The sequence below is a fragment of the Sharpea azabuensis DSM 18934 genome, assembly GCF_000702165.1.
Classification (GTDB): Bacteria; Bacillota_I; Bacilli_A; order Erysipelotrichales; family Coprobacillaceae; genus Sharpea; species Sharpea azabuensis.
Genome location: NZ_JNKU01000012.1, coordinates 12,998 through 34,100, shown reverse-complemented (window position 1 = coordinate 34,100; position 21,103 = coordinate 12,998). Strand labels below are relative to the sequence as shown.

23 protein-coding genes are annotated in these 21,103 nt (G+C 37.1%); all 23 read left to right on the top strand.

Going from position 1 to position 21,103, the window contains the following annotated elements; translation table 11 throughout:
* The first annotated feature begins 2 nt into the window (after window positions 1-2).
* The 23 genes from T529_RS0103820 (at window position 3) to T529_RS0103705 (ending at window position 21,095) form a co-directional block, all read left to right on the top strand.
* Window positions 3-644, top strand: a complete 642-nt coding sequence (locus tag T529_RS0103820) for an RDD family protein (RefSeq protein ID WP_033162293.1) — start codon at window positions 3-5, stop codon at window positions 642-644.
* A 43-nt stretch (window positions 645-687) separates the two neighbouring features.
* Window positions 688-1,404: a MurR/RpiR family transcriptional regulator gene (locus T529_RS0103815; RefSeq protein ID WP_033162292.1), complete on the top strand. Its 717-nt coding sequence runs from the start codon at window positions 688-690 to the stop codon at window positions 1,402-1,404.
* A 15-nt stretch (window positions 1,405-1,419) separates the two neighbouring features.
* The gene (locus tag T529_RS0103810) at window positions 1,420-2,313 is read left to right on the top strand and encodes an ROK family protein (protein WP_033162291.1); all 894 of its coding nucleotides are present in this window, start codon (window positions 1,420-1,422) and stop codon (window positions 2,311-2,313) included.
* Window positions 2,314-2,408: 95 nt separating this feature from the next.
* On the top strand, window positions 2,409-3,560 hold the full coding sequence (locus tag T529_RS0103805; protein WP_033162290.1) for a DEAD/DEAH box helicase: 1,152 nt from the start codon (window positions 2,409-2,411) through the stop codon (window positions 3,558-3,560).
* A 101-nt stretch (window positions 3,561-3,661) separates the two neighbouring features.
* Complete coding sequence (locus T529_RS0103800) at window positions 3,662-4,150, top strand: ComF family protein (protein ID WP_051646840.1); 489 nt, start codon at window positions 3,662-3,664, stop codon at window positions 4,148-4,150.
* A gap of 128 nt (window positions 4,151-4,278) precedes the next feature.
* Window positions 4,279-6,921: a preprotein translocase subunit SecA gene (gene secA, locus T529_RS0103795; protein WP_033162289.1), complete on the top strand. Its 2,643-nt coding sequence runs from the start codon at window positions 4,279-4,281 to the stop codon at window positions 6,919-6,921.
* Window positions 6,921-8,042 (top strand): peptide chain release factor 2, encoded by a 1,122-nt coding sequence (gene prfB, locus T529_RS0103790; protein ID WP_033162288.1) that lies wholly within the window; start codon window positions 6,921-6,923, stop codon window positions 8,040-8,042. The genes secA and prfB overlap by 1 nt, the downstream gene beginning before the upstream one ends.
* On the top strand, window positions 8,035-8,913 hold the full coding sequence (locus T529_RS0103785; protein WP_051646839.1) for a YitT family protein: 879 nt from the start codon (window positions 8,035-8,037) through the stop codon (window positions 8,911-8,913). The genes prfB and T529_RS0103785 overlap by 8 nt, the downstream gene beginning before the upstream one ends.
* A gap of 371 nt (window positions 8,914-9,284) precedes the next feature.
* A complete protein-coding gene (gene ftsE, locus T529_RS0103775) occupies window positions 9,285-9,968 on the top strand; it encodes a cell division ATP-binding protein FtsE (RefSeq protein ID WP_033162286.1) in 684 nt (227 codons plus the stop codon).
* On the top strand, window positions 9,965-10,873 hold the full coding sequence (gene ftsX / locus T529_RS0103770) for a permease-like cell division protein FtsX (RefSeq protein ID WP_051646838.1): 909 nt from the start codon (window positions 9,965-9,967) through the stop codon (window positions 10,871-10,873). The genes ftsE and ftsX overlap by 4 nt, the downstream gene beginning before the upstream one ends.
* 12 nt (window positions 10,874-10,885) lie before the next feature.
* On the top strand, window positions 10,886-11,467 hold the full coding sequence (locus tag T529_RS0103765; protein WP_033162285.1) for a CDP-alcohol phosphatidyltransferase family protein: 582 nt from the start codon (window positions 10,886-10,888) through the stop codon (window positions 11,465-11,467).
* Window positions 11,460-11,849, top strand: a complete 390-nt coding sequence (locus T529_RS0103760) for a hypothetical protein (protein ID WP_033162284.1) — start codon at window positions 11,460-11,462, stop codon at window positions 11,847-11,849. Before T529_RS0103765 ends, T529_RS0103760 begins: the two co-directional genes overlap by 8 nt.
* Before the next feature lie 144 nt (window positions 11,850-11,993).
* The gene (gpmI, locus tag T529_RS0103755) at window positions 11,994-13,541 is read left to right on the top strand and encodes a 2,3-bisphosphoglycerate-independent phosphoglycerate mutase (protein WP_033162283.1); all 1,548 of its coding nucleotides are present in this window, start codon (window positions 11,994-11,996) and stop codon (window positions 13,539-13,541) included.
* Window positions 13,542-13,628: 87 nt separating this feature from the next.
* Window positions 13,629-14,141, top strand: coding sequence for a thioredoxin family protein (locus T529_RS0103750; RefSeq protein ID WP_033162282.1), 513 nt, complete (start codon window positions 13,629-13,631; stop codon window positions 14,139-14,141).
* A gap of 1 nt (window position 14,142) precedes the next feature.
* The gene (locus tag T529_RS0103745; RefSeq protein ID WP_033162281.1) at window positions 14,143-14,931 is read left to right on the top strand and encodes a zinc ribbon domain-containing protein; all 789 of its coding nucleotides are present in this window, start codon (window positions 14,143-14,145) and stop codon (window positions 14,929-14,931) included.
* A 122-nt stretch (window positions 14,932-15,053) separates the two neighbouring features.
* A complete protein-coding gene (locus tag T529_RS0103740) occupies window positions 15,054-15,539 on the top strand; it encodes a DUF2798 domain-containing protein (RefSeq protein ID WP_033162280.1) in 486 nt (161 codons plus the stop codon).
* A 103-nt stretch (window positions 15,540-15,642) separates the two neighbouring features.
* Window positions 15,643-16,425, top strand: a complete 783-nt coding sequence (locus tag T529_RS0103735; RefSeq protein WP_033162279.1) for an HAD-IIB family hydrolase — start codon at window positions 15,643-15,645, stop codon at window positions 16,423-16,425.
* Window positions 16,409-17,464 (top strand): histidinol-phosphate transaminase, encoded by a 1,056-nt coding sequence (gene hisC / locus T529_RS0103730; RefSeq protein WP_033162278.1) that lies wholly within the window; start codon window positions 16,409-16,411, stop codon window positions 17,462-17,464. Before T529_RS0103735 ends, hisC begins: the two co-directional genes overlap by 17 nt.
* 112 nt (window positions 17,465-17,576) lie before the next feature.
* Window positions 17,577-18,422, top strand: a complete 846-nt coding sequence (gene rapZ / locus T529_RS0103725) for an RNase adapter RapZ (protein ID WP_033162316.1) — start codon at window positions 17,577-17,579, stop codon at window positions 18,420-18,422.
* Window positions 18,423-18,436: 14 nt separating this feature from the next.
* Window positions 18,437-19,378: a DNA-binding protein WhiA gene (gene whiA / locus T529_RS0103720; protein WP_033162277.1), complete on the top strand. Its 942-nt coding sequence runs from the start codon at window positions 18,437-18,439 to the stop codon at window positions 19,376-19,378.
* Window positions 19,379-19,380: 2 nt separating this feature from the next.
* The gene (locus T529_RS0103715; protein ID WP_033162276.1) at window positions 19,381-19,599 is read left to right on the top strand and encodes a helix-turn-helix domain-containing protein; all 219 of its coding nucleotides are present in this window, start codon (window positions 19,381-19,383) and stop codon (window positions 19,597-19,599) included.
* 9 nt (window positions 19,600-19,608) lie between these two features.
* Window positions 19,609-19,857: a hypothetical protein gene (locus T529_RS0103710; protein WP_033162275.1), complete on the top strand. Its 249-nt coding sequence runs from the start codon at window positions 19,609-19,611 to the stop codon at window positions 19,855-19,857.
* Window positions 19,857-21,095 (top strand): DUF5050 domain-containing protein, encoded by a 1,239-nt coding sequence (locus T529_RS0103705; protein WP_033162274.1) that lies wholly within the window; start codon window positions 19,857-19,859, stop codon window positions 21,093-21,095. Before T529_RS0103710 ends, T529_RS0103705 begins: the two co-directional genes overlap by 1 nt.
* The last annotated feature ends 8 nt before the right edge of the window (window positions 21,096-21,103 follow it).

Sequence of the window (21,103 nt, the reverse complement as noted above, 5' to 3'; positions counted from 1 at the left end):
CAATGAAGACAATAAAGAAGATTTTCCATAAACAAGCAAATCATACATCACTCATTAAGCGTCTTATCGCTTATGGTATTGACTGGTATTTAGGATCAGTACTTGCGTCACTTCCTTTGATGGTTACTTATTATATGATGCATGATCATGTCAAAATCATTCCTAATCAAATAACACTCTTTGATTATCCAATGAATATAATTGTAGCTTTGCTTTGTTTTGTTGTGACATTCTTCTATTATGTCTTCATCCCTTATAAATATGATGGGCAGACGCTAGGAAAAAAGCTCTTAAAGCTTAAGATTGTCAATGAAGACTATAGTACATTATCCAAAAAGACATTGCTGCTTCGACAAGTAGTGATGATGATGCTTGTAGAAGGCAGCATCTATGCCTCAACTGCAACTCTTCACCAGCTTTTACAACTCTATTCAGGAGCAGCATTCACAAAGATTTATACTGCTGTTGGACTTGTAATCACCATTCTCTCCATTGTCCTTTTGGTTATCACAAAGTCTCACCAGTCCTTACATGATCTTGTTTGTCATACGCTTGTCGTAGATACGGCATCAACTGAATATCAAAATCAGCTTATTCAATTACAAAAACAGAAAAAACGTATGAAAAAATGTATATCCTGGTAAAATGGACCTAGCAGGTCCTTTTTAGTAAATAGGAGTATTATTCATGGATAATATTAAATACTTAAGTAATTTAGAGTTAGAAATCTATCATTATGTCATAGCCCACAAAGACACGATCACCAAAATGAAGATGAAAGAGTTGTCAGCCATCCTTCATGTCTCTCCGGCAATGATTTCAAGAGTTGCGAAGAAACTTGGATATGCTGGCTTTACGGAGTGGAAGATTGCCTTGAAGATTGACAACAACGAATATATCAAACCCAATGAGTCCAATCTTAACTACATCATGGACTTCTTTCAACGTGTCAATGATGGTGAGTTTGATGAAGATGTGAGAGAAGTAGGAAAGATGGTAGCTCAAGGGGATACTATTTTGTTCTATGGCTTGGGTATTTCTGATGGTATTGCCAAGGCTGGAGCGATGCTCTTTAATCGCCATGGAAAGAATGCTATTCACGTTGAGGATTTTTCAAGTCGCATCGATGTCTTTCATCAAGATGATGTGGCTATTGTGCTGACGGTATCTGGTGAGACACCGGAAATGATACAGGTTCTTACATTGTTGAAAGAGAGACATATCCAGACAGTCGCCATTACGAATCTTGCAACATCATTAGCGGCAAGAAGCAGTGATAAAGCTTTATGTTACTATATGCCTAATATGCGTGATCAACATTTCTTTTCAAATGCAACGCAGGTCCCAGTGATTTATTATTTAGAAGCTATAGCGAATGAGCTTAAACAATATGGAATTGATTAAAAGTGGAGGAAATTTATGAAGAAGTATGTAGTATGTGATATTGGTGGAAGTAGTATCAAGTATGGCTTATTGGATGAAGAACATCATTTTCTTGATAAAGGCAAAATTGATACACCCAAAAGCTTGGGTGAGCTTTATCAAGCATTGACATCTATTTATCAGCACTATGAAGATGTTGCTGGGGTGGCTCTCTCCATGCCTGGGGCGATTGATCCAGAAAGAGGCTATACATATACATCCGGTGCCTTAGGCTATTACAACAACACAGAATTCGTGAAAGAATTAAGTGCTTATATCCCTGTCCCTATTACAATTGGCAATGATGCAAAATGTGCGGCGAATGCTGAAGTGGGCTATGGCGCTTTAAAAGATGTGGATGATGCTTATGTGATTGTTCTTGGTACAGGTATTGGTGGGTGTCTTGTTATGAATCACAAAGTTGTGCCTGGTAAGCATTTTGCCTCAGGTGAAGTCAGCAATCTGATCACAGATTATCATGATCCTAAAAACATGAAGGAATTATGGGCAATGCGCTGTGGTATTTATGGCTTGTTAAAACATGTTCAGGAGGCACTTGGCGAGGAAGTTGAGCTTTCTGGCATTGAAATCTTTGACCGTGCGAATAATGGTGATGAAAAAGTCATTGCCGGGATTGATGCCTTTGCGCGAGAAGTCGCTATTCAGATTATCAATATAAATACTATTGTCGACTTAGAACGTGTAGCTATTGGTGGCGGTATTTCTGTTCAGCCATTATTGCTTGAACTGATTCAAAAGAACTATGATGATATTTATTCCTATTATCAACAATATGCTTTCCCATGTGCGAAGGTAGAACTTGTAACTTGTCAGTTTAATAATGATGCCAATCTTATTGGTGCTTTATATCAGCATCTGACATCCAAATAATATGAAAGTGCCTGACACTTATTTGAGACCTTTTTGAGACAACTTTGAGACTCTCAAGAGGTCTTTTTAAGTTATCATGTAGCTGGGTGGTAGAAATGAAATGTCCTCGTTGTGGTAACCAGGATCCGCGTTACTTTGCACAAATGCATGGACGCATTTATTGCCGTAAATGTATCCAGTTTAATCGTGTATTTATTGATGAAGATCAAAGAGAAGAGACGAATATCTCACAGATTCATGCTTCTTATTCACTGAAGTTTACATTATCGAAAAGGCAACAAGAAATCTCTGATGCTCTTGTCACGAATTATGAACGAAAGGTCAATACGCTTGTCATGGCTGTTTGTGGTTCAGGAAAAACGGAAATCACATATCAAGTGATTTGTCATGTGATTAACGCGGGTAAACGGGTCTGTTTTGCCTTGCCACGAAAAGCCCTTGTAGAAGAACTTTATGAACGTATGTTGCAAGCTATTCAAGGTATTGCAATAGGTTGTCTTTATGGCGGAAAAAAGATTAATGAAGATGCCCCTCTTATCATTTGTACAGCTCACCAATTGTATCGCTATTGTGACAAGCCTTTTGCTTTATTATTGATGGATGAAGCTGATGCCTTTCCGTTCTATGGCGATGAAGTGCTTAATCATATTTTTCATAGATGTTATAGTCGTTGTTTTATTAAGATGAGTGCAACACTCGTCTCAAGTGACATTCACCAAGAAGATGTCCTTATTATGAATCGACGCTATCATCAACATAATCTCCCTTTACCAACAATAAAAAGATGTCCTAAAATATGTGACTGGCTGCTAATGAAACGAATTGTACATCTCTTTATACAACAAGGTAAAGTGGCTTTGATCTATGTGCCTAGAGTGGAAGATCTTCACTATTATCAACATAAACTTAAACATGTCAGAAGTGCCTGCGTTTCATCTTCTACCCCACATATCAATCAACTTATTGATAAACTGAGAAATCATCAGCTTGATGTCCTTTTTACAACAACAATATTAGAACGTGGTATCACTGTGGATGATGTGCAGGTCATTGTCATGAATGCCTCCCATCCGATCTTTGATGAACGTACACTCATGCAGATAGAAGGCAGAGTAGGGCGTTCGATGGAACATTATGATGGTGAAGTGATCTTTATTGCCGAAACAATCAGTCAGGAGATGAAAAAATGCATATCCACAATCCATTATCTCAACAACCTCTCTGTCTCATCTGCCACAAGCCGATAAGAAAAGAGCCGAGTCTCTTTACCTTAGTTTATGATTCACCCATATGTGCTTCCTGTTTAGCGCAATTTGAACCATTACATTATGTGGGAAGCTTCCATGATGTGAAATTGACAATTCTCTATCGCTATAATGCATTCTTTCAGACATTATTATTTCGTTATAAGGGGCAATATGATTACGAGCTTCGTAATGCCTTTATTGTAAGTGATCAACGTTTCCTCTCTGACTATTATCGATCACATGTCATTGTTGTAGCACCAAGTGATGATATTGCCAACAAAAAGAGAGGCTTCATACCAACAGCTGGTATTGCCTCTTCTTTTTCTTCCAATATATTTACTGGGCTTTATAAAAAATCACCCTTTAAACAGGCTGAACAAAGCTTTGAAGGTCGTCAGAAGATTAAAGATGTCATAGATATTAAGAATGGTGAAGTCTTGAGAAAGAAAAAAGTGCTGCTTTTTGATGATGTCATTACATCAGGATCGACTCTCGAAAAATGTCTTGATCTTGTCTGTCATTATCATCCTGCATCGATAGAAATTGTCATTCTTGCAACACGTTCCTACCATTTAGAAAAAAACATTTGATTTGTATAAAATAATAAAGAAAGACTTGAATATTAGCGAATATTTGATATTCTTTCGTAGTATATAAGTTTGTCCTTTGTGATTGCTTATGCTATAATGATTGTGTTTTTGCAAATGGGAGGTTAACTATGCCTAAAAAGAAAGCTGAAATAAAGAAACAGTATAAAAAGAAAGTCGCAAAAGAAGGTGCTGAACATCAAGAACTGAACCAGCAGGCCGATATCGTCGATCTTGGCGATAACCGTGGTGATGATATTGTTGTTGAGACATTTGATGATATTAAGACAAAGGCGAAACCATTGCCTTTTTCTACAAAACCTCAGGATGAACATCCTGGATTCTTTGGAAAAGTAAAATATACTTTTTCCCAGGACCGTTTAATCGTTAGAAAGCTTGCTAAGCAGGCTGATGAAATTCTTGCAATGGAGGATCAGGTAGCTGCATTATCTGATGAAGAACTGGCTGCGCAGACAACATTCTTTAAAGAACGTTTAGCGAAAGGTGAAACATTGGATGATATTCTTGTTGAAGCCTTTGCTGTTGTGCGTGAAGCAACTTATCGTGTACTTGGCTTAAAGGCATTCAAGGTGCAGTTGATGGGTGGTATTGCCTTACATAATGGTGATATCGCTGAAATGAAAACTGGTGAAGGTAAAACCCTAACAGGTATCTTCCCTGTATACTTAAATGCCCTTGAAGGCAAAGGTGTGCATGTTATTACGGTCAATGAATACTTAAGTGAACGTGACTGTACACAGAATGGTAAGGTTTTCCGTTTCTTAGGACTTACTACTGGTCTTAATAAGCGTGAACTTGATGCTGATGACAAGCGAAAACAGCATGCCTGTGATGTCACTTATACGACAAATGCTGAACTTGGTTTTGATTACTTACGTGATAACATGGTTACAAGCTATGAAGAAAAAGTTTTAAGACCATTACATTATGCTTTAGTCGACGAAGTTGACTCAATCTTAATTGATGAATCAAGAACACCATTGATTATTTCTGGTGGTAAGATGCATACGGCAAGTATGTATGTCTCAGCAGATCACTTTGCGAAGAGCTTAAAGAATGAAGAAGACTATGAAGTAGATGTAGAAAGTAAGACAGTTACTCTTACTAATGAAGGTATCAACAAAGCTGAACAAGCATTTAAGGTTGAAAACCTTTATGATCCAAAGAATACAGCTTTAGTTCATTACATTAACCAGGCTTTAAAAGCCAACTATACAATGACAAAAGATGTTGAATACATGGTGGCAACTGATGATGGTACCCATGATATTCGTAATGCCCAGATCATGATCATTGACCAGTTTACTGGTCGTGTAATGCCAGGTCGTGCTTATTCTGATGGCTTACATCAGGCCATTGAAGCTAAGGAAGGTGTACCAATCAAGGAAGAGACTGTTACACTTGCTACAATTACATATCAGAACTTCTTCCGCTTATTCGATAAACTTGCCGGTATGACTGGTACAGCTAAGACTGAAGAAGAAGAATTCCGCTTAATCTACAACATGCGTGTTGTTGAAATTCCAACAAACAAGCCAGTTATCAGAGATGATATGCCTGATCGTGTCTATTCATCAAAGAGTGCGAAATACAAGGCTATTATTGAAGAAGTGAAAAGACGTCATGCCTATGGTCAGCCAATTTTGCTTGGTACAGTTGCGGTAGAAACATCTGAATTATTAAGCAACTTATTAAGAAAAGAAGGTATTAAGCATAACGTCCTGAACGCGAAAAACCATGCCAAGGAAGCACAGATTATTGCTAACGCTGGTGTTATGGGTGCCGTTACTATCGCGACAAACATGGCTGGTCGTGGTACCGATATTAAGCTAGGTGAAGGTGTTCCTGAAATTGGTGGTTTAATGGTTATTGGTAGTGAAAGACATGAATCACGCCGTATTGATAACCAGTTGCGTGGACGTTCTGGTCGTCAGGGTGACCCAGGCTGCTCAGTATTCTATGTATCATTCGAAGATGAATTGATGCAGCGTTTTGCCAATGAACGTGTTAAGGCCTTCACGGATTCATTCCTTGGTGATGATGTCATTGAATCAAAGATGGTTTCTCGTTCTATCGAATCTGCTCAGAAGCGTGTTGAAGGTCAAAACTTCGATATCCGTAAGCAGCTTCTTGAATATGATGATATCATGCGTCAGCAGCGTGAAATCATGTACAAGGAACGTGATGATATTATGTTATCAAAAGACTTAACTGATATCATCAAAGGTATGTTCAAGACAGCCATTGAAGAAGATATTAAGAAGTACACAGATAACTCTGGTAAGAAACCAGTTGTTGATGTCAAGAACTTAGTTGATCATGTTGCTAAGAACTATATGCTTTTATCAACAATCGTACCTTCTAATATCGAAGCTGTTGAACATGAGCCTGCCAAGATCGTCAATGCCTTAAGTGAAATCTGTTCTATTCAATATGAAAACAGATTTAATAAGGACTTGCCTGATGAAATTAAGTTAGACTATGAACGCCGTGTACTCCTTGGCGTTATTGACCACACTTGGATCAATCACATTGATGCAATGAGTAAGTTAAGAAATGGCATCTATTTAAGAGCCTATGCACAGCGTGATCCACTTCAGGAATATACTGAAGAAGGTTTCTATATGTTCGAAGAGATGACTAAATCTATTTCTCAAGATATCTCTAAGACAATTGTACATATGGGTATTCGTCCAGGTACAGAAGCAGAAATGAACATTCCACAGATCAAGGTAGAGCTTGAATTTAAATAATGGAATTATATGAAATCAGAAGCGGGCTTGAAAAAGCTCGCTCTTTATTGGATGAATTGTTTGTTTCTGCAAATATAGAAATATTAAAAAGAGAAATAGAAGGATTAACAGTCAAAAGTGAAGCACCGGATTTCTGGGATGATCAGAAACGGGCTACAAAAATCTATCGCAAAATGAATGATATGAAAGCTATTGTTGATGGCTATGAGGCATTAAAGAATAGTTTTGATGAACTTCAGGAGATTTATGACTATGTCAAGGATACTGATGATGCGGATTTTAGAGAATCACTTGAAAATGACTATATGACTTTTGAGAAAAGTCTTGATGAGTATGAAAAAACACTTCTTTTCGATGAAGAATATGATCATAATAATGCGTTATTGGATATACATCCTGGTGCTGGTGGAACAGAATCACAGGATTGGGCTCAAATGCTGATGCGTATGTATATGCGTTATGGTGAAAAGAAGGGCTGGAAGATAGAAGTTGTTGATTATCTCGCTGGTGAAGAAGCCGGTGTGAAAAGTGTGACATTGCGTTTTAGCGGCAAGAATGCCTATGGCCTCCTGAAGAGTGAAAAGGGTGTTCATCGCCTTGTACGTATTTCACCATTCGATTCTTCTAAAAGACGTCATACATCTTTTGCTTCTGTTGATGTAATGCCCGAGATTGATGATGATATTGAAGTGAATATTAATCCAGGTGATTTACGCATTGATACTTACCGTGCCAGTGGTGCTGGTGGACAGCATATCAATAAAACAGATTCTGCTGTTCGTATTACCCATATTCCTACCAATACTGTTGTCACTTGTCAGTCACAGCGCAGTCAGCTTCAAAACAAGGAAGAAGCCATGCGTATGTTGAAGAGTCGTTTATATCTCTTGATGCAAGAAGCTCATGCCAAGGAGTTATCTGAGATTCAGGGAGAAAAGAAGGCTATTGAATGGGGCTCACAGATTCGTTCCTATGTCCTTCATCCCTATTCTCTCGTCAAAGATAATCGCTCGGGTTATGAATCCCATGACCCTCAGGCGATCCTTGATGGCAATCTTGATGATATGATTTATGCCTATTTAAAAGCATATGTGAAAAAAAGAGGCGAAGAAAATGTATAATCAGTTGAGACAAAATCGTATATTACGATTAATCATGCATGCCATTATCGTATTGACTGGTAATTTTCTTCTGGCAATCGGGGTGCAGAGTTTTGCGATTCCAGCTAAGATTATTGTCGGTGGGGCATCAGGTATGTCGATTGTCATCGGACATTTTATTCCTGTGTCTCTTTCTTATAGTGTTTTAGTGATTAATATTGTTGCCTTAATTCTTGGCTTGATTTTCTTGGGCAAACGTTTTATCGTGGGCACCATTGTGTCCACCTTTGCCTTCCCATTGTTTTTGGAATTTGTCGCCAAGACACCCTCTTTAAACAATCTGACCAATGATCGCCTCTTAGCTGCGATGTTTGCCGGGGCTTTGCAAGGTATTGGTGTGGGCATTGTTTTCCGTGTTGGTTATTCAACTGGTGGTCTAGATATCCCACCTTTAATCATCAACAAATATACAAGCATTCCCGTTGGAACAGTTGTTTATATCGTTGATATCATTATTCTCCTAGCCCAGATTCCTTTTGTGAATATGGAAGGGATTCTTTATGGTATTATCAATGCGATTATTTCAGGATACTGTATTGACAAGGCGATGATGATTGGTGAAAGCAATATTCAGGTGACAATTATATCCACTAAGCCTGAAGAACTTGTCGATATGATCTTTAATGAGATTGATCGTGGAGCAACGTATTTGAATATTACAACAGGCTATTTTAAAAAAGATACCAAAGCTGTCATGGTTGTATGTTCGAGAAGACAGGTGACTAAACTGCAAGAACGTATCCAGAAAATTGATCCGAATGCCTTTGTCATTACGAATGAGGTCCATTCAGTAAAAGGAAGAGGATTTACGCTTCCAAGCATAGATTTATAAAAAAAGACAGGCATACTTGCCTGTCTAATTTAAATGGTATTTAATAGGATTATAGAAGAGCTCGATGTGACCACAATGAGGACAAAAAGCTGCTTCAACGGGAGCTTCATGTTTTACAAAATTCTCATCACGTCTAACAATATATAAATCGTTAAGAAAATTGGCCTTATTAATAAGATATGCATCTTCATGCATTTCTTTGTGACATATTGGACATTTTCGCATGGTGAAACACTCCTTTACTTGGTATCATAACATAAATGATAAAAGGAAAGAAGTTGAAATGTGAATTTTGGTGAACTATGTGAAATTTAAAAAATATGATACATATTATTGTAATGTGTTATAATGCTTTAGGGAGTGTGAAAGAAATGATTAAACTTGAAAATGTAACGAAAGTTTACAAAACTGGCGTTCGTGCATTAAATGACGTCAGCCTAGATATAGCTCCTGGAGAATTTGTTTACGTCATTGGACCTACTGGTGCTGGTAAGTCCACTTTCATTAAATTGCTTTATCGTGAAGAAGTTGCCACGAGTGGTAAAGTCTTTGTCGATGGACAGGATGTTAAAAAGATAAAGAACTGGAAAGTTCCTTATTTTAGAAGAAAGATTGGCGTTGTTTTCCAGAACTATCGTCTATTACCTAAGAAGACAGTATTTGAAAATATTGCCTTTGCCTTAGAAGTTACGGATACACCAAAAGTAGAAATCCGTAAGAAAGTAAGAAGAGTCTTGGAACTTGTCGGCCTAGAAGATAAGGCCAATGCTTTTCCACATGAATTATCAGGTGGGCAGCAGCAGCGTGTTGCCATTGCAAGAGCTATTGTCAATAATCCAAAAGTGCTTATTGCCGATGAACCAACAGGTAACCTTGACCCTGATACATCAAAGGAAATTATTGAATTGCTTGAAAAAATTAATGAAGTGAATAAAACAACAGTGCTTGTTGTAACCCATGACCGTGATATCGTTCAAAAGTACAAGAAACGTACAATTAGAATTGAAGATGGTTGTATTAAGACTGATACAAGTTTAGGAGGTTATAACATATGATGATTGTACGTGGGATTAAGAACTTCCCTAAACATTGTAAAACTGCGCTTGTTTCAATCTGGCGTAATGGCGTCATGTCATTCTCATCCATCTTTGCAGTAACAATTACTCTACTCTTGATTGCTGTAGTTATGACAATTGCCTTAAATGTCAATAAGATTACTGTGAATATTGAAAACAGCTTAACAATCTATGTCAAAGTAGACCGTGCGGCAACGGCTGAGCAGTCCAAAGCGATTGAACCACAGCTAAAAGCCTTAAAGGGTGTGAAGGATGTTAAATTCTCATCAAAAGATCAGGAATTAAATAAACTGATTGCTTCTCAGGATAAAAACAACAAGAAGTTATTTGAGAATTATCGTAATGATAACCCACTTGGGGATGCTTATACGGTTGAAGTAAAAGACGTCAAGACTCTTGATAAGGTTGCAAAAAAGATTGAGAACATTCAATATGTCAACGAAGTGACATATGGTGGCTCTTCAACAAACAAACTTGTAAAAATTCTTGAAAATATCCGTAATGGTGGGGCAATCTTCGTTGTTGCATTGGTTATTGTGGTACTCTTTATGATTGCCAATACTATTAAGATGGCCATTACAGCAAGATCAACAGAAATTGCCATTATGAGAATGGTTGGTGCTTCCAACTGGTATATCCGTATTCCATTCATGCTTGAAGGGGCATTTATTGGATTATTTGGAGCAATCATTCCAATTGTGGCATTACGTTATGGCTATACATTTGCCTATGAACAATTAACACAAATGATGGGAGCTGGGCTTGTTGCCTTTGTTTCACCATTCCCATTTGTCTACCAGTTGAGTGGAATTCTCTTATTGCTTGGAGCAGGCGTTGGTTTGATTGGTGCCTTCTTCTCAGTAAGAAAGTTCTTAAAATTATAGCAAGGGGTGAGAATGATGCGTTATTCGAAAAAAGAAATCTTCAGTATTCCTAATATTTTAAGCTATATTAGACTTGCTTTGATTCCTATCTTCGTGCATGTCTATTTAAATGTCGAAACTGCATCATTCCATCTTATTTCTACTTGTATTCTTGCTTTTGCATCGATCAGTGATTTTCTTGATGGTAAGATAGCGCGCAGCTTTAATATGATCACGGATTTAGGCAAGATACTTGATCCGATTGCTGATAAAATCTATCAATTTACATTAGCAGCTGTTCTTATGTATCATTATCCTTTAATGGGAATAGTGATTGCAATTATGGCAATTGAAGATGCGATGCTCTTGTTTTTTGGCTATTATGTCTATGCGCAATATCAACGCCATATTCCACAAGCCAAGATGCCAGGAAAAATTGCCAGTGCTGTCTATTTTGTCTTTACGATTTTCCTCGCTGCCTTTGATTTAACTGGCTCAATAGTTTCCACAATAATGATTGCCATGATGACTATTCTGATGGCCTATGCTTGTATGAGCTATGGCTTAGAGCTTTTTAACTATTATAAACAAGGAAAGGCAATTGGAAATGGCTAGTCGTGATTTAAAAGAACATGTCTATATTGAAGCGCTTGAGGATGCGATTACGAATGTTGAGATGATTGAAAATCATCTAGAACGCTTATCCGATGAGAATAAGGTTGTAGCCATGCATATTTTAAGAAAAGATCGTATTAAGACTATTCTTTCCTTAGAATTAGCACTATCAACATATTGTATTCTTTTAAGAAAGATGCAGGAAAATCATTTTATTTCTTATTCTGATGCTATTAGAATGGATATCAATTCCATCATTCATTCTAATCGCTTTGAGTATTATGATGATGAAATCATCGTCTATTCAGCAAGAGGAAGAGAAGATGTTGATCTCAATAATCTTTTAGATTTTGGACGATCAATTCTTCAATCTATTGATTAAGAAGACTGAGGTATGAACTCTAGTAACAAAATATGTACTAGAGGCATACCTTTTTTGTTAGGTTTATTTCTTTTTTTGCGTCTATATTGTTTTTAAAAGGCAATAATGTTAAAATTTCAATGTTTAGAAAGGAAGAAAATAACTATGAAAAAAAGACCTATCGTTTTATGTATCTTAGACGGTTATGGATTAACTGATCGTGTTGATGGCAATGCTGTAAAGCTTGCTAACACTCCAAATTTAGATGACTTAATGGCAATGTATCCAACAACTACAATCCAGGCATCTGGTAATGCTGTTGGTTTACCAGAAGGACAGATGGGTAACTCAGAAGTTGGCCATATGAACATTGGTGCAGGTAGAGTTGTTTATCAGTCTCTAACATTAATTAATAAGGCTGTTAGTGATGGAGAATTCAATAAGAATGAAGAATTCTTAGCAGCAATTGACCATGCGAAAAAGCATAATAGTAAATTACATATCATGGGCTTACTTTCATCAGGTGGTGTTCATTCATCAAATGAACATATCTATGCTTTATTGAAACTTGCAAAAGCTCAGGGTGTGGAAAATGTTTATGTTCATGCATTCCTTGATGGCCGTGATGTTGCTCCTGATTCAGGTAAGGATTTCGTTGCTGAATTAGAAGAACAGATCAAGAAGATTGGTGTTGGTTCTATCGCTTCTATCTCTGGTAGATATTATGCAATGGACCGTGATAAGAGATTTGATCGTGTTGATCTTGCTTATACTGCAATGGTTGACCATGCTGGTAAATCATTCACAGATCCAGTTCAGTTTGTAAGAGATTCTTATAAGGAAGATGTATTTGATGAATTCGTAGTACCAGGCTATAACAGCACTGTTGAAGGCACAATCGCTAATGATGATGCAGTCATCTTCGCTAACTTCCGTCCAGACAGAGCTATCCAGATGGCTACATTAATCACTAACCCAGAATTCTATGCAGATAAGGGTTATACACCTGCTACAAAGTTATCTAATGTTTACTTTGTATCAATGATGAAATATGCTGATAGCGTTAAGGGTCATATTGCCTTCAAGCCACAGATTTTAAGCAATACATTAGGTGATTACTTAGCAGAAAGAGGCTTAAAGCAGTTAAGAATTGCGGAAACTGAAAAATATGCCCATGTCACATTCTTCTTTGATGGTGGTGTTGATAAGGAAATCGAAGGTGCTAAACGTGACTTGATCGCTTCACCAAAGGTTGCTACATACGATTTACAGCCAGAAATGTCAGCATATCTTGTTAAGGATAAATTAATCGAAGAATTAGATTCTGGTGAATTTGATGTTGTTGTTGTGAACTTCGCTAACTGTGACATGGTTGGTCATACAGGTATCATCCCTGCTGCTATTAGCGCTGTTGAAACAGTTGATGAAGTTGTTGGTGAAGTTTATGAAAAGGTATTAGAAATGGGCGGTACAATGTTAATTACTGCTGACCATGGTAATGCTGAAAGAGAACTTGATGAAGAGGGTAACCCATTCACAGCTCATACAACAAACCCAGTTCCATTAATTGTGACAAATTCACATATCGCATTAAAAGAAGGCGGTAAGTTAGGTGACTTAGCACCAACTATCTTGACATTATTAGGACAGCCAGTACCAGAAGAAATGACAGGTAATGTCTTAATTGAAAATGATCCAGAAAGTCTTCAGTAAGATTTCAAGCCTAGGAATACCTAGGCTTTTTTCTTTGTCTTTAGAACGACATATGTTAGAATAGGAGGCATATGAAGGAGGGGTTATATGAAAAAGATTTTTCTTATTATTCTATCAGCATTGTTTCTAGCAGGCTGTGCATCAGAAACAAAAACAACCCGTGTACAAGTTAAAGGAATCGAAGAAGTCAGCTATGATAAGCTCATGAGCCTGATGAAAGAAGATAAACAATTTATTCTTTATATTGGTCGTCCAGACTGTGGTGATTGTCAGCAATTTGAACCATTACTCAAAGATTACTTAAATAAGCACAAGAATGAAGGGGTCTATTATATCAACACCAAGACATATCGTGCTAAAGCTAAGCAGGAGAATGCTTCAAAGAAGGATATCGCCTTTTATGAAAATCTTCAAAAGAAACTGAAATTTAACTGGACACCAACACTCGAAGTCATTACCAATGGCAAAGTTGGCAAACAGTATAAATATCTTGATGAAGAGTATTATGAAATCAAGGATCGTGCTAAACAAATTCAGAAGCGAAAAGAATTTGAACAAGAGTTCAGAGACTTTATGAAAGATTATTACAAGGAGGGATAATATGAAATGTCCACGTTGTCATCATGACGTGCGTCAAGAAGACCATTTTTGCCCCTATTGCGGTTATGATCTCATAAAAAGTGCCAAGATTACACCATTTCAATATCCGCTCTTTCCACTCTTGCTGATAGTCTTCTTAGTTGTTGTATTGCCGATAGCCTCATCGATTTATTCAACAGTCAATATCTTACAAGATGATCTAGGGAATGACGCAACATTTTCCATCAAGCCTGTTGAAGAAAGCAAAACAAGAACGAAGCTCTATAGCTTTGATTCTATCGCATCCTTTAAAAAGAATGTCAGCAACGCTGATGTATTTCTAGAGCCCATAAACAACTATACAACAGCCCTCAATAGTCAGTATCAAACACAATTTGATGCACAGGCGAGCTTTGTCATCTACTCTGATTATGATGTGCATATCAATCTAGTTGAGAAAGCACATTTATCCAACAACGAATTTCTGACCATCAACCGTAGTTATGACCGTAAGCAAGATGATGAGATCACAACTTCATACACAAAGAGCCATCTTTCTCATTTTGATGAACTGACATTGAAAGATGAACGTGAAAAGATCAGTACGTTTGTTCCTGTTCAAACTTATGATGCATTAGTAAATAAGCTCTTGAAACAAAAAGATGTCTTCGAAGACAAGAAAGACAAGATTGGCCATTATGGGATTGGTGCTTACAATAAAGATGCATCTTTGGTTATCTATCAAGATGGTGAGTACTATAAGAGCACTCTGCGTGTAATGACAAATGGGAATCATTCTCTAAAAAGATAGTTAATTCTATCTTTTTTTCTTACATAAATACAACTTTTATGTTATAGTCCTATCAATGCGGTAAAATTGGCAACATACAATGTGGTATGAACAACACGTAAATATAGAAAAGGAGTATGAAAATGCCAAAAACAAAATTCCAAAATATTGTATTCGCCCTAATGATGACTTTTATTATGGTTTATGCCATGATTTGTTACAACATTGCTTTAAATATCGGTGGGATGACCAATGAAGTCTTCATCATGGCTTTAGGCGAATTAAAACTGATGTGGCCAATTGCCTTTGTCTTAGAAGTCTTTGTCTTAGAAAGAGTTGTTATTTATTTTTTTGAAAGACTTATTGATGATCATATGCCTTTATTATGGATGATCCTTATTCGTTCGAGTTTAACTGTATGCCTGATGTGTCCAACAATGAGCTTTGTCGCAACATTATTGTTTAAAGACTATGCACAAGCAGGAATGATTGGAACTTGGTTACAGGTTTCAGCTCTTAATTTCCCGATGGCACTCGCATGGCAAATTTTCTTTGGGGGACCTTTAGTAAGATGGATTTTCCGTTTAATTTTTGAAAGGAAATCGAATGTTGTATTAGAATGTGAATAAGCACGATGAAGAAGTCTTTGTGGCTTCTTTTTTTTGTAAAAGTTGTTTGGCATAAGTGTATACAATGTATATAATAGGGGAAAAGAGATAGGGAGGTGCTGATGTGATTCTCTTTACCGATTTAGATGGTACTTTACTTGAAAATGGTAAAGTCAAGACACAAAAAGATATTGATGCCTTACATCAATTTCAAGATGCTGGAGGCATTGTGGCAATCTGCACGGGAAGAAGCAAATTTGAAGTCGTTCCGGCAATTGAACAAGGACTGCCATATAATTATATGATTCTTAATAATGGTGGGGAAATCTATGATGGTGAAAAAGCTATTATTGAACATCGTATAAGTCAAAAAGCAGGTGTAGAAATTCTGGATATGCTTGTGAAAGAGAAGCATTTATATAGCTATTTTGCGAATGATGATGAACAGCTGTCCTATTATCAAGGCAAGTGTGCCTACTTCCCTTCCCATAAACCAACAGATCTAGATTTCATTGATGAATATCATCGTTCTCATGGTTTTACCATTCTTTGTACACATCAGGATACTGATGATTTCTCTATTACACAGAAATATATGGATATCATTAATGAAAACTATAGGGATGAAGCTACTGCCCATCGTAATGAAATCTTCCTCGATATCGTACCAGCCCATTGTTCTAAGGGAACAGGCATTAAAGATCTTGTGCATTATTTAGGTGATAAGCATCGGACTTTTGGCATTGGTGATTCTTACAACGATCTATCAATGATTGAGATGTGTGATGTTGGGGCAACATTTCATCTTAGTGATCTAAGTATTAAAGAAAAAGCGCAAAAAAGCTATAGCTACGTTTATGAATTTATTGATGATATCTTAGGAGGGTATTATGAGCTGGAGAGATAATTTAAGACAGGTTGAACCCTATGTTGCTGGGGAACAGCCTAAAATGAAGAATCTAATTAAACTGAATACAAATGAAAATCCCTATGATCCTGGAGAAAAGGTTAGAGAGGCTATACAAAGATTTGATGCCAACCGTCTAAGACTCTATCCTAATGCGGATGCCGAGAATTTAAGACATGCTTTAGCGAGCTATCATCATTTAGAAGATGAACAGGTCTTTATTGGTAATGGTAGTGATGAAGTTCTTGCTCTGACATTTTTGACATGTTTTAATGGCGAGAAACCTATTCTCTTCCCTGATATTACTTACTCTTTCTATCCTGTATATTGTGAACTCTATCAGATTGACTATCATAAAGTTCCTTTATGTGATGATTTCACAATCAATAAAGAAGACTATTATGGTGATAATGGGGGAGTCATCTTCCCTAATCCAAATGCCCCAACAGGCTTGTTGTTAAGTGTTGATGATATTAAGGATATCTTAGATCATAATCGCGATGCTGTGGTTGTGATTGATGAAGCTTATATTGATTTTGGGGGGACAAGCTGTCTAAGCTTATTGGATGATTATGAGAATTTACTGATCATCAAGACATTCTCAAAATTCAGAAGCTTAGCTGGCAGCCGTCTTGGTGCAGCTTATGGGAATAAGGAACTGATTTCCCATCTCTATGATGTGAAGAATTCCTTCAACTCCTATCCAATCGATGCTCTCAATCAGGCTATTGGTGAAGCAAGTGTTGCCGATAGTGCATATATCGAGGAGAATGCTAAAAAGGTCATGGCTACACGTGAACGTATAAGTGCTGAACTTAGAGAGCTTGGCTTTATGATTCCTGAAAGCTATGCCAACTTCATTTTTATTTCTCATCCAGAAGTCAAAGCTGAATATCTCTTTAAGGAATTACGTAAAAAAGGGATTATTGTGCGCTATTTCAATGCCAATCGTATTAATAACTATTTGCGTGTATCAATTGGCACTGATGAACAAATGGATGCCTTCATGGCAGGAGTGAAAGAAATTCTTTCAAGATAGGGCAACCTATCTTTTTTCTTTAGGATATGTACACTTATAATTGGAAAATAGTGGAATAGATGCTATAATGTGGTGACTAAAAGGAGGCTTCGTTATGGAAAAGCGTACAGATATTCATAAAACTGATGTTGTGCTTGTAACAGGTATGTCTGGAGCAGGCAAAACACAGGCCATGGCTGTTTTTGAAAATATGCAATATTATTGTATTGATAACTATCCGGTTGATTTATTAGAAGCTTTTGGTGACTATCTTAGACATTCACCTTATCAGAAGATTGCCATGGCAGTCTCATTAAATGATGCCATGCAGGCTATCCGTGTGCTTGATAACCTAGACTGGATTAATCTCTATATTGTCTTTCTTGATTGTGCCGATGGTAAGCTTATTCATCGCTATAAACAGACAAGACGTTCTCATCCGCTTATTATCCGTAATAAGGCAAGTTCACTGACAGAAGCCATTGAACTTGAACGCAAGATTTTTGAACAAATCTCATCAAGTGCCAATAGAATCATAGATACAACACTCCTAAAGCCTACAACATTGCAACAAGTCTTAGAATCATCATTCAATGATACTGCTCAAGAAGTCTTTAGAGTCAGCTTTGTATCTTTTGGATATAAATATGGTGTTCCTAAAGACGCAGATATTGTTCTTGATGTACGTTTCTTGCCTAATCCATTCTATGTAGAAGAATTAAGACATAAAACGGGTAATGACAAAGAGGTCTATGACTATGTCATCGATAAGCCAGAAACACAGGAATTCATCAAGAAAACAACAACTTATTATAATTACTTATTAAAAGAATATGAAAAAGAAGGTAAAATGCAGGTTATTGTAGGTATTGGATGTACAGGTGGACAGCATCGTTCTGTTTCTTTGACCAATTATCTCTATGACTACTATTCACAATTCTACCAGGTTTATAAATGGCACCGTGATGCCGATCATTAGAAAGGAGATTATTCATGCTCTCTTTTTCAAGAAAAGTCAAAGAAGAAATTGTCTTTAATGACTTTGATATCCCCTGTTCTAAAGCCTTGCTGACAGCTTTGATCAAGGTGACAGGGACATTACATTTAGGCAATGGCATGAGCTTAACGATTCGTACAGAAAATGCCAAGGTTGCAAGTTTTGTCCATAAGCTCTTAAAAGAACTTTATCATCCAAGTATTGAATTCATGGTTTCACGTAAGATGAAGCTTGCAAAAAATAATATTTATGTTTTACGTGTCTCAAAGGCAAAAGTCATACTTGATGATCTCCATCTCATGGACGGCCTTGGTTTTCCTGAAGTGCCAAGTGATGCCATCATCAATACCCCCGACACAAAACGTGCCTATCTCGCTGGCATGTTTCTTGCATCAGGCTCAGTCAACAATCCTGATACATCAAACTATCATCTTGAAATGAGTGCGGATAGTGAACAACAAGCACACTATATTATGCAGCTTATGAATGAATATGAGCTCAATGCGAAAGTCATAAAAAGGCGCAGTAAATATGTCATTTATCTGAAGTCGGCAGAAAAGATTGGTGACTTCTTAAGAGCTATTGGGGCAAGTAATTCCGTCATGGAATTTGAAACAACCCGAATTGATCGTTCAATGGCCAATACTGTCAATCGCTGGAATAATTGTGATATTGCTAATGAGATGAAAGCAATGAGTGCAAGCCAGAAACAAATTAATGATATTGCCTATGTCATTGATAAGGCAGGCATTGAGATTCTGGATTCAAAAACGCAGATTGTAGCCAAAATCCGTCTTGCCAATCCTGAACTCACGTTGAGTGAATTAACGGATGTCTATTTTGATGAAACAGGACAGACAATTAGTAAATCCGGTCTTCATCATCGTTTTAAGAAAATAAGCGATGAAGCAGAACGATTAAGACAGTTGGAGTCATGATTATGGAAAAAAGTATTACGATTGAAGAAAGATTTGGGATGCGCATTAGAGAATTGCGTAATCTCCAGCATATGTCCCAGGAAGAGCTTGCTTTTCGTTGCCAGCTTTCGAAAAACTATGTCTCAGATGTTGAAAGAGGACGGCGTAATGTCAGTCTTAAAGCAATTGAGAAGTTTGCCCATGGGCTCAATGTCAATCTTATTGAACTATTTCGCTATTAGGAGGATACTATGGATATTTTGGTATTGATTGCAGTTGTGATTATCATACTCGCAATCTTAGGATTATTCTTTCGCGTATTTATTGTCATTTGGCCAATTGTGCTTGTTGCAGCTATTATCTATGCGATTGTCAGTGCTTTTAAAAAGGACAAGAAGAATGATGATACAATGAACTCATCACAAACGTCAAATGATGATCCTAATGTTATTGATGTGGATTATAAGGTGGTTGATGAAAAGAGAGAAGGTGACAAGTAATGCAGTGTCCAAGATGTCATTATGAGCTTGACGAGAATGCAAACTTTTGTCCTCATTGTGGTATGAAGATTATTCGCTGCCCTGAGTGCCATGCACCTAATTTGGAAGAAGCGAACTTCTGTCAGCATTGTGGACATAAGCTTAAGGTTGATACACCTCAATATCAGTCACCCTATCACTATCAGCCTGTCAGGGACCTCTATGAAGGGGAAGCTGTTGATCGTGAAGAGATCAATGATGATATGGTTGTGGATGATCCCAATATCGATCATACAATTCACTGGAAGAAGGTCATCATTGCCTTTCTTGTCATGATTCTTGCCTGGGGGGCAAGTTACTACTACCTGGCAACTTCACCTAAGATTGCTCTGGCAAATGAAGATGGTGTGACAATTGCTTCTACATTTAAGGCTAGCAAGATGAATGAAGCAGAGCGATTATCCAATCTCTCTGGCAGTGGCTTGATTGCGAAGAGTGGGAAATATATTTATATGACGGATGATACGGGCTATCTCATTCGTGTTGATGAGAACTTTAAGCATCAAACAGAAATCACTACCGAGCCAGTGAATTATATTAATGCTGTTGGGGATTATCTTTTTTATACAAATGCATCACATCAGATTTGTTCATATAACCTGAAGACAAAAGAAAAAAGAACGATTGTCACAAATAATAGTTATTATGTTGTTGCAACAAAGGATGTCATCTATTATCAAAATGACAGTGATCAGGAATCTTTATATGCCTATGATATAGCTTCAGGTGTCTCGAAGAAGCTCGTTAATGATCATGTCTATTGTATTAATCCTGTGGGTGATCTAATCTACTATACAACAAAGAATGCTATTTGTGCCTATGATACAAAATCAGGACAGATTGCCCTCATCAAACAAACCCATGCCCATACTCTTGTCTACAATAAAGAGTGTCTTTACTATGTGGATGATAATGGCAGTTTGATTGTTCTTGATTTAAAGAACAAGACAAGTGATACAATTGCCTCAGGCTTAATGGGCAGTGCACTTATTAATGATCAATATGCCTATAGCTATGTTGGTGGTAAAGGTATAGTGAGAATTTCTTTAAGTGACAAGAAACAGGAATATGTCTATAAAGGCATGATTGCCGGTTACTATGATTATAGTATTATTGGCAACAACTTAATTGTAAAAGAAAATGGCCATTGGGTCTCTGTCAATACGACAAATCATAAAAAAGGACGTTTATTTAAATAGGGGAAAAT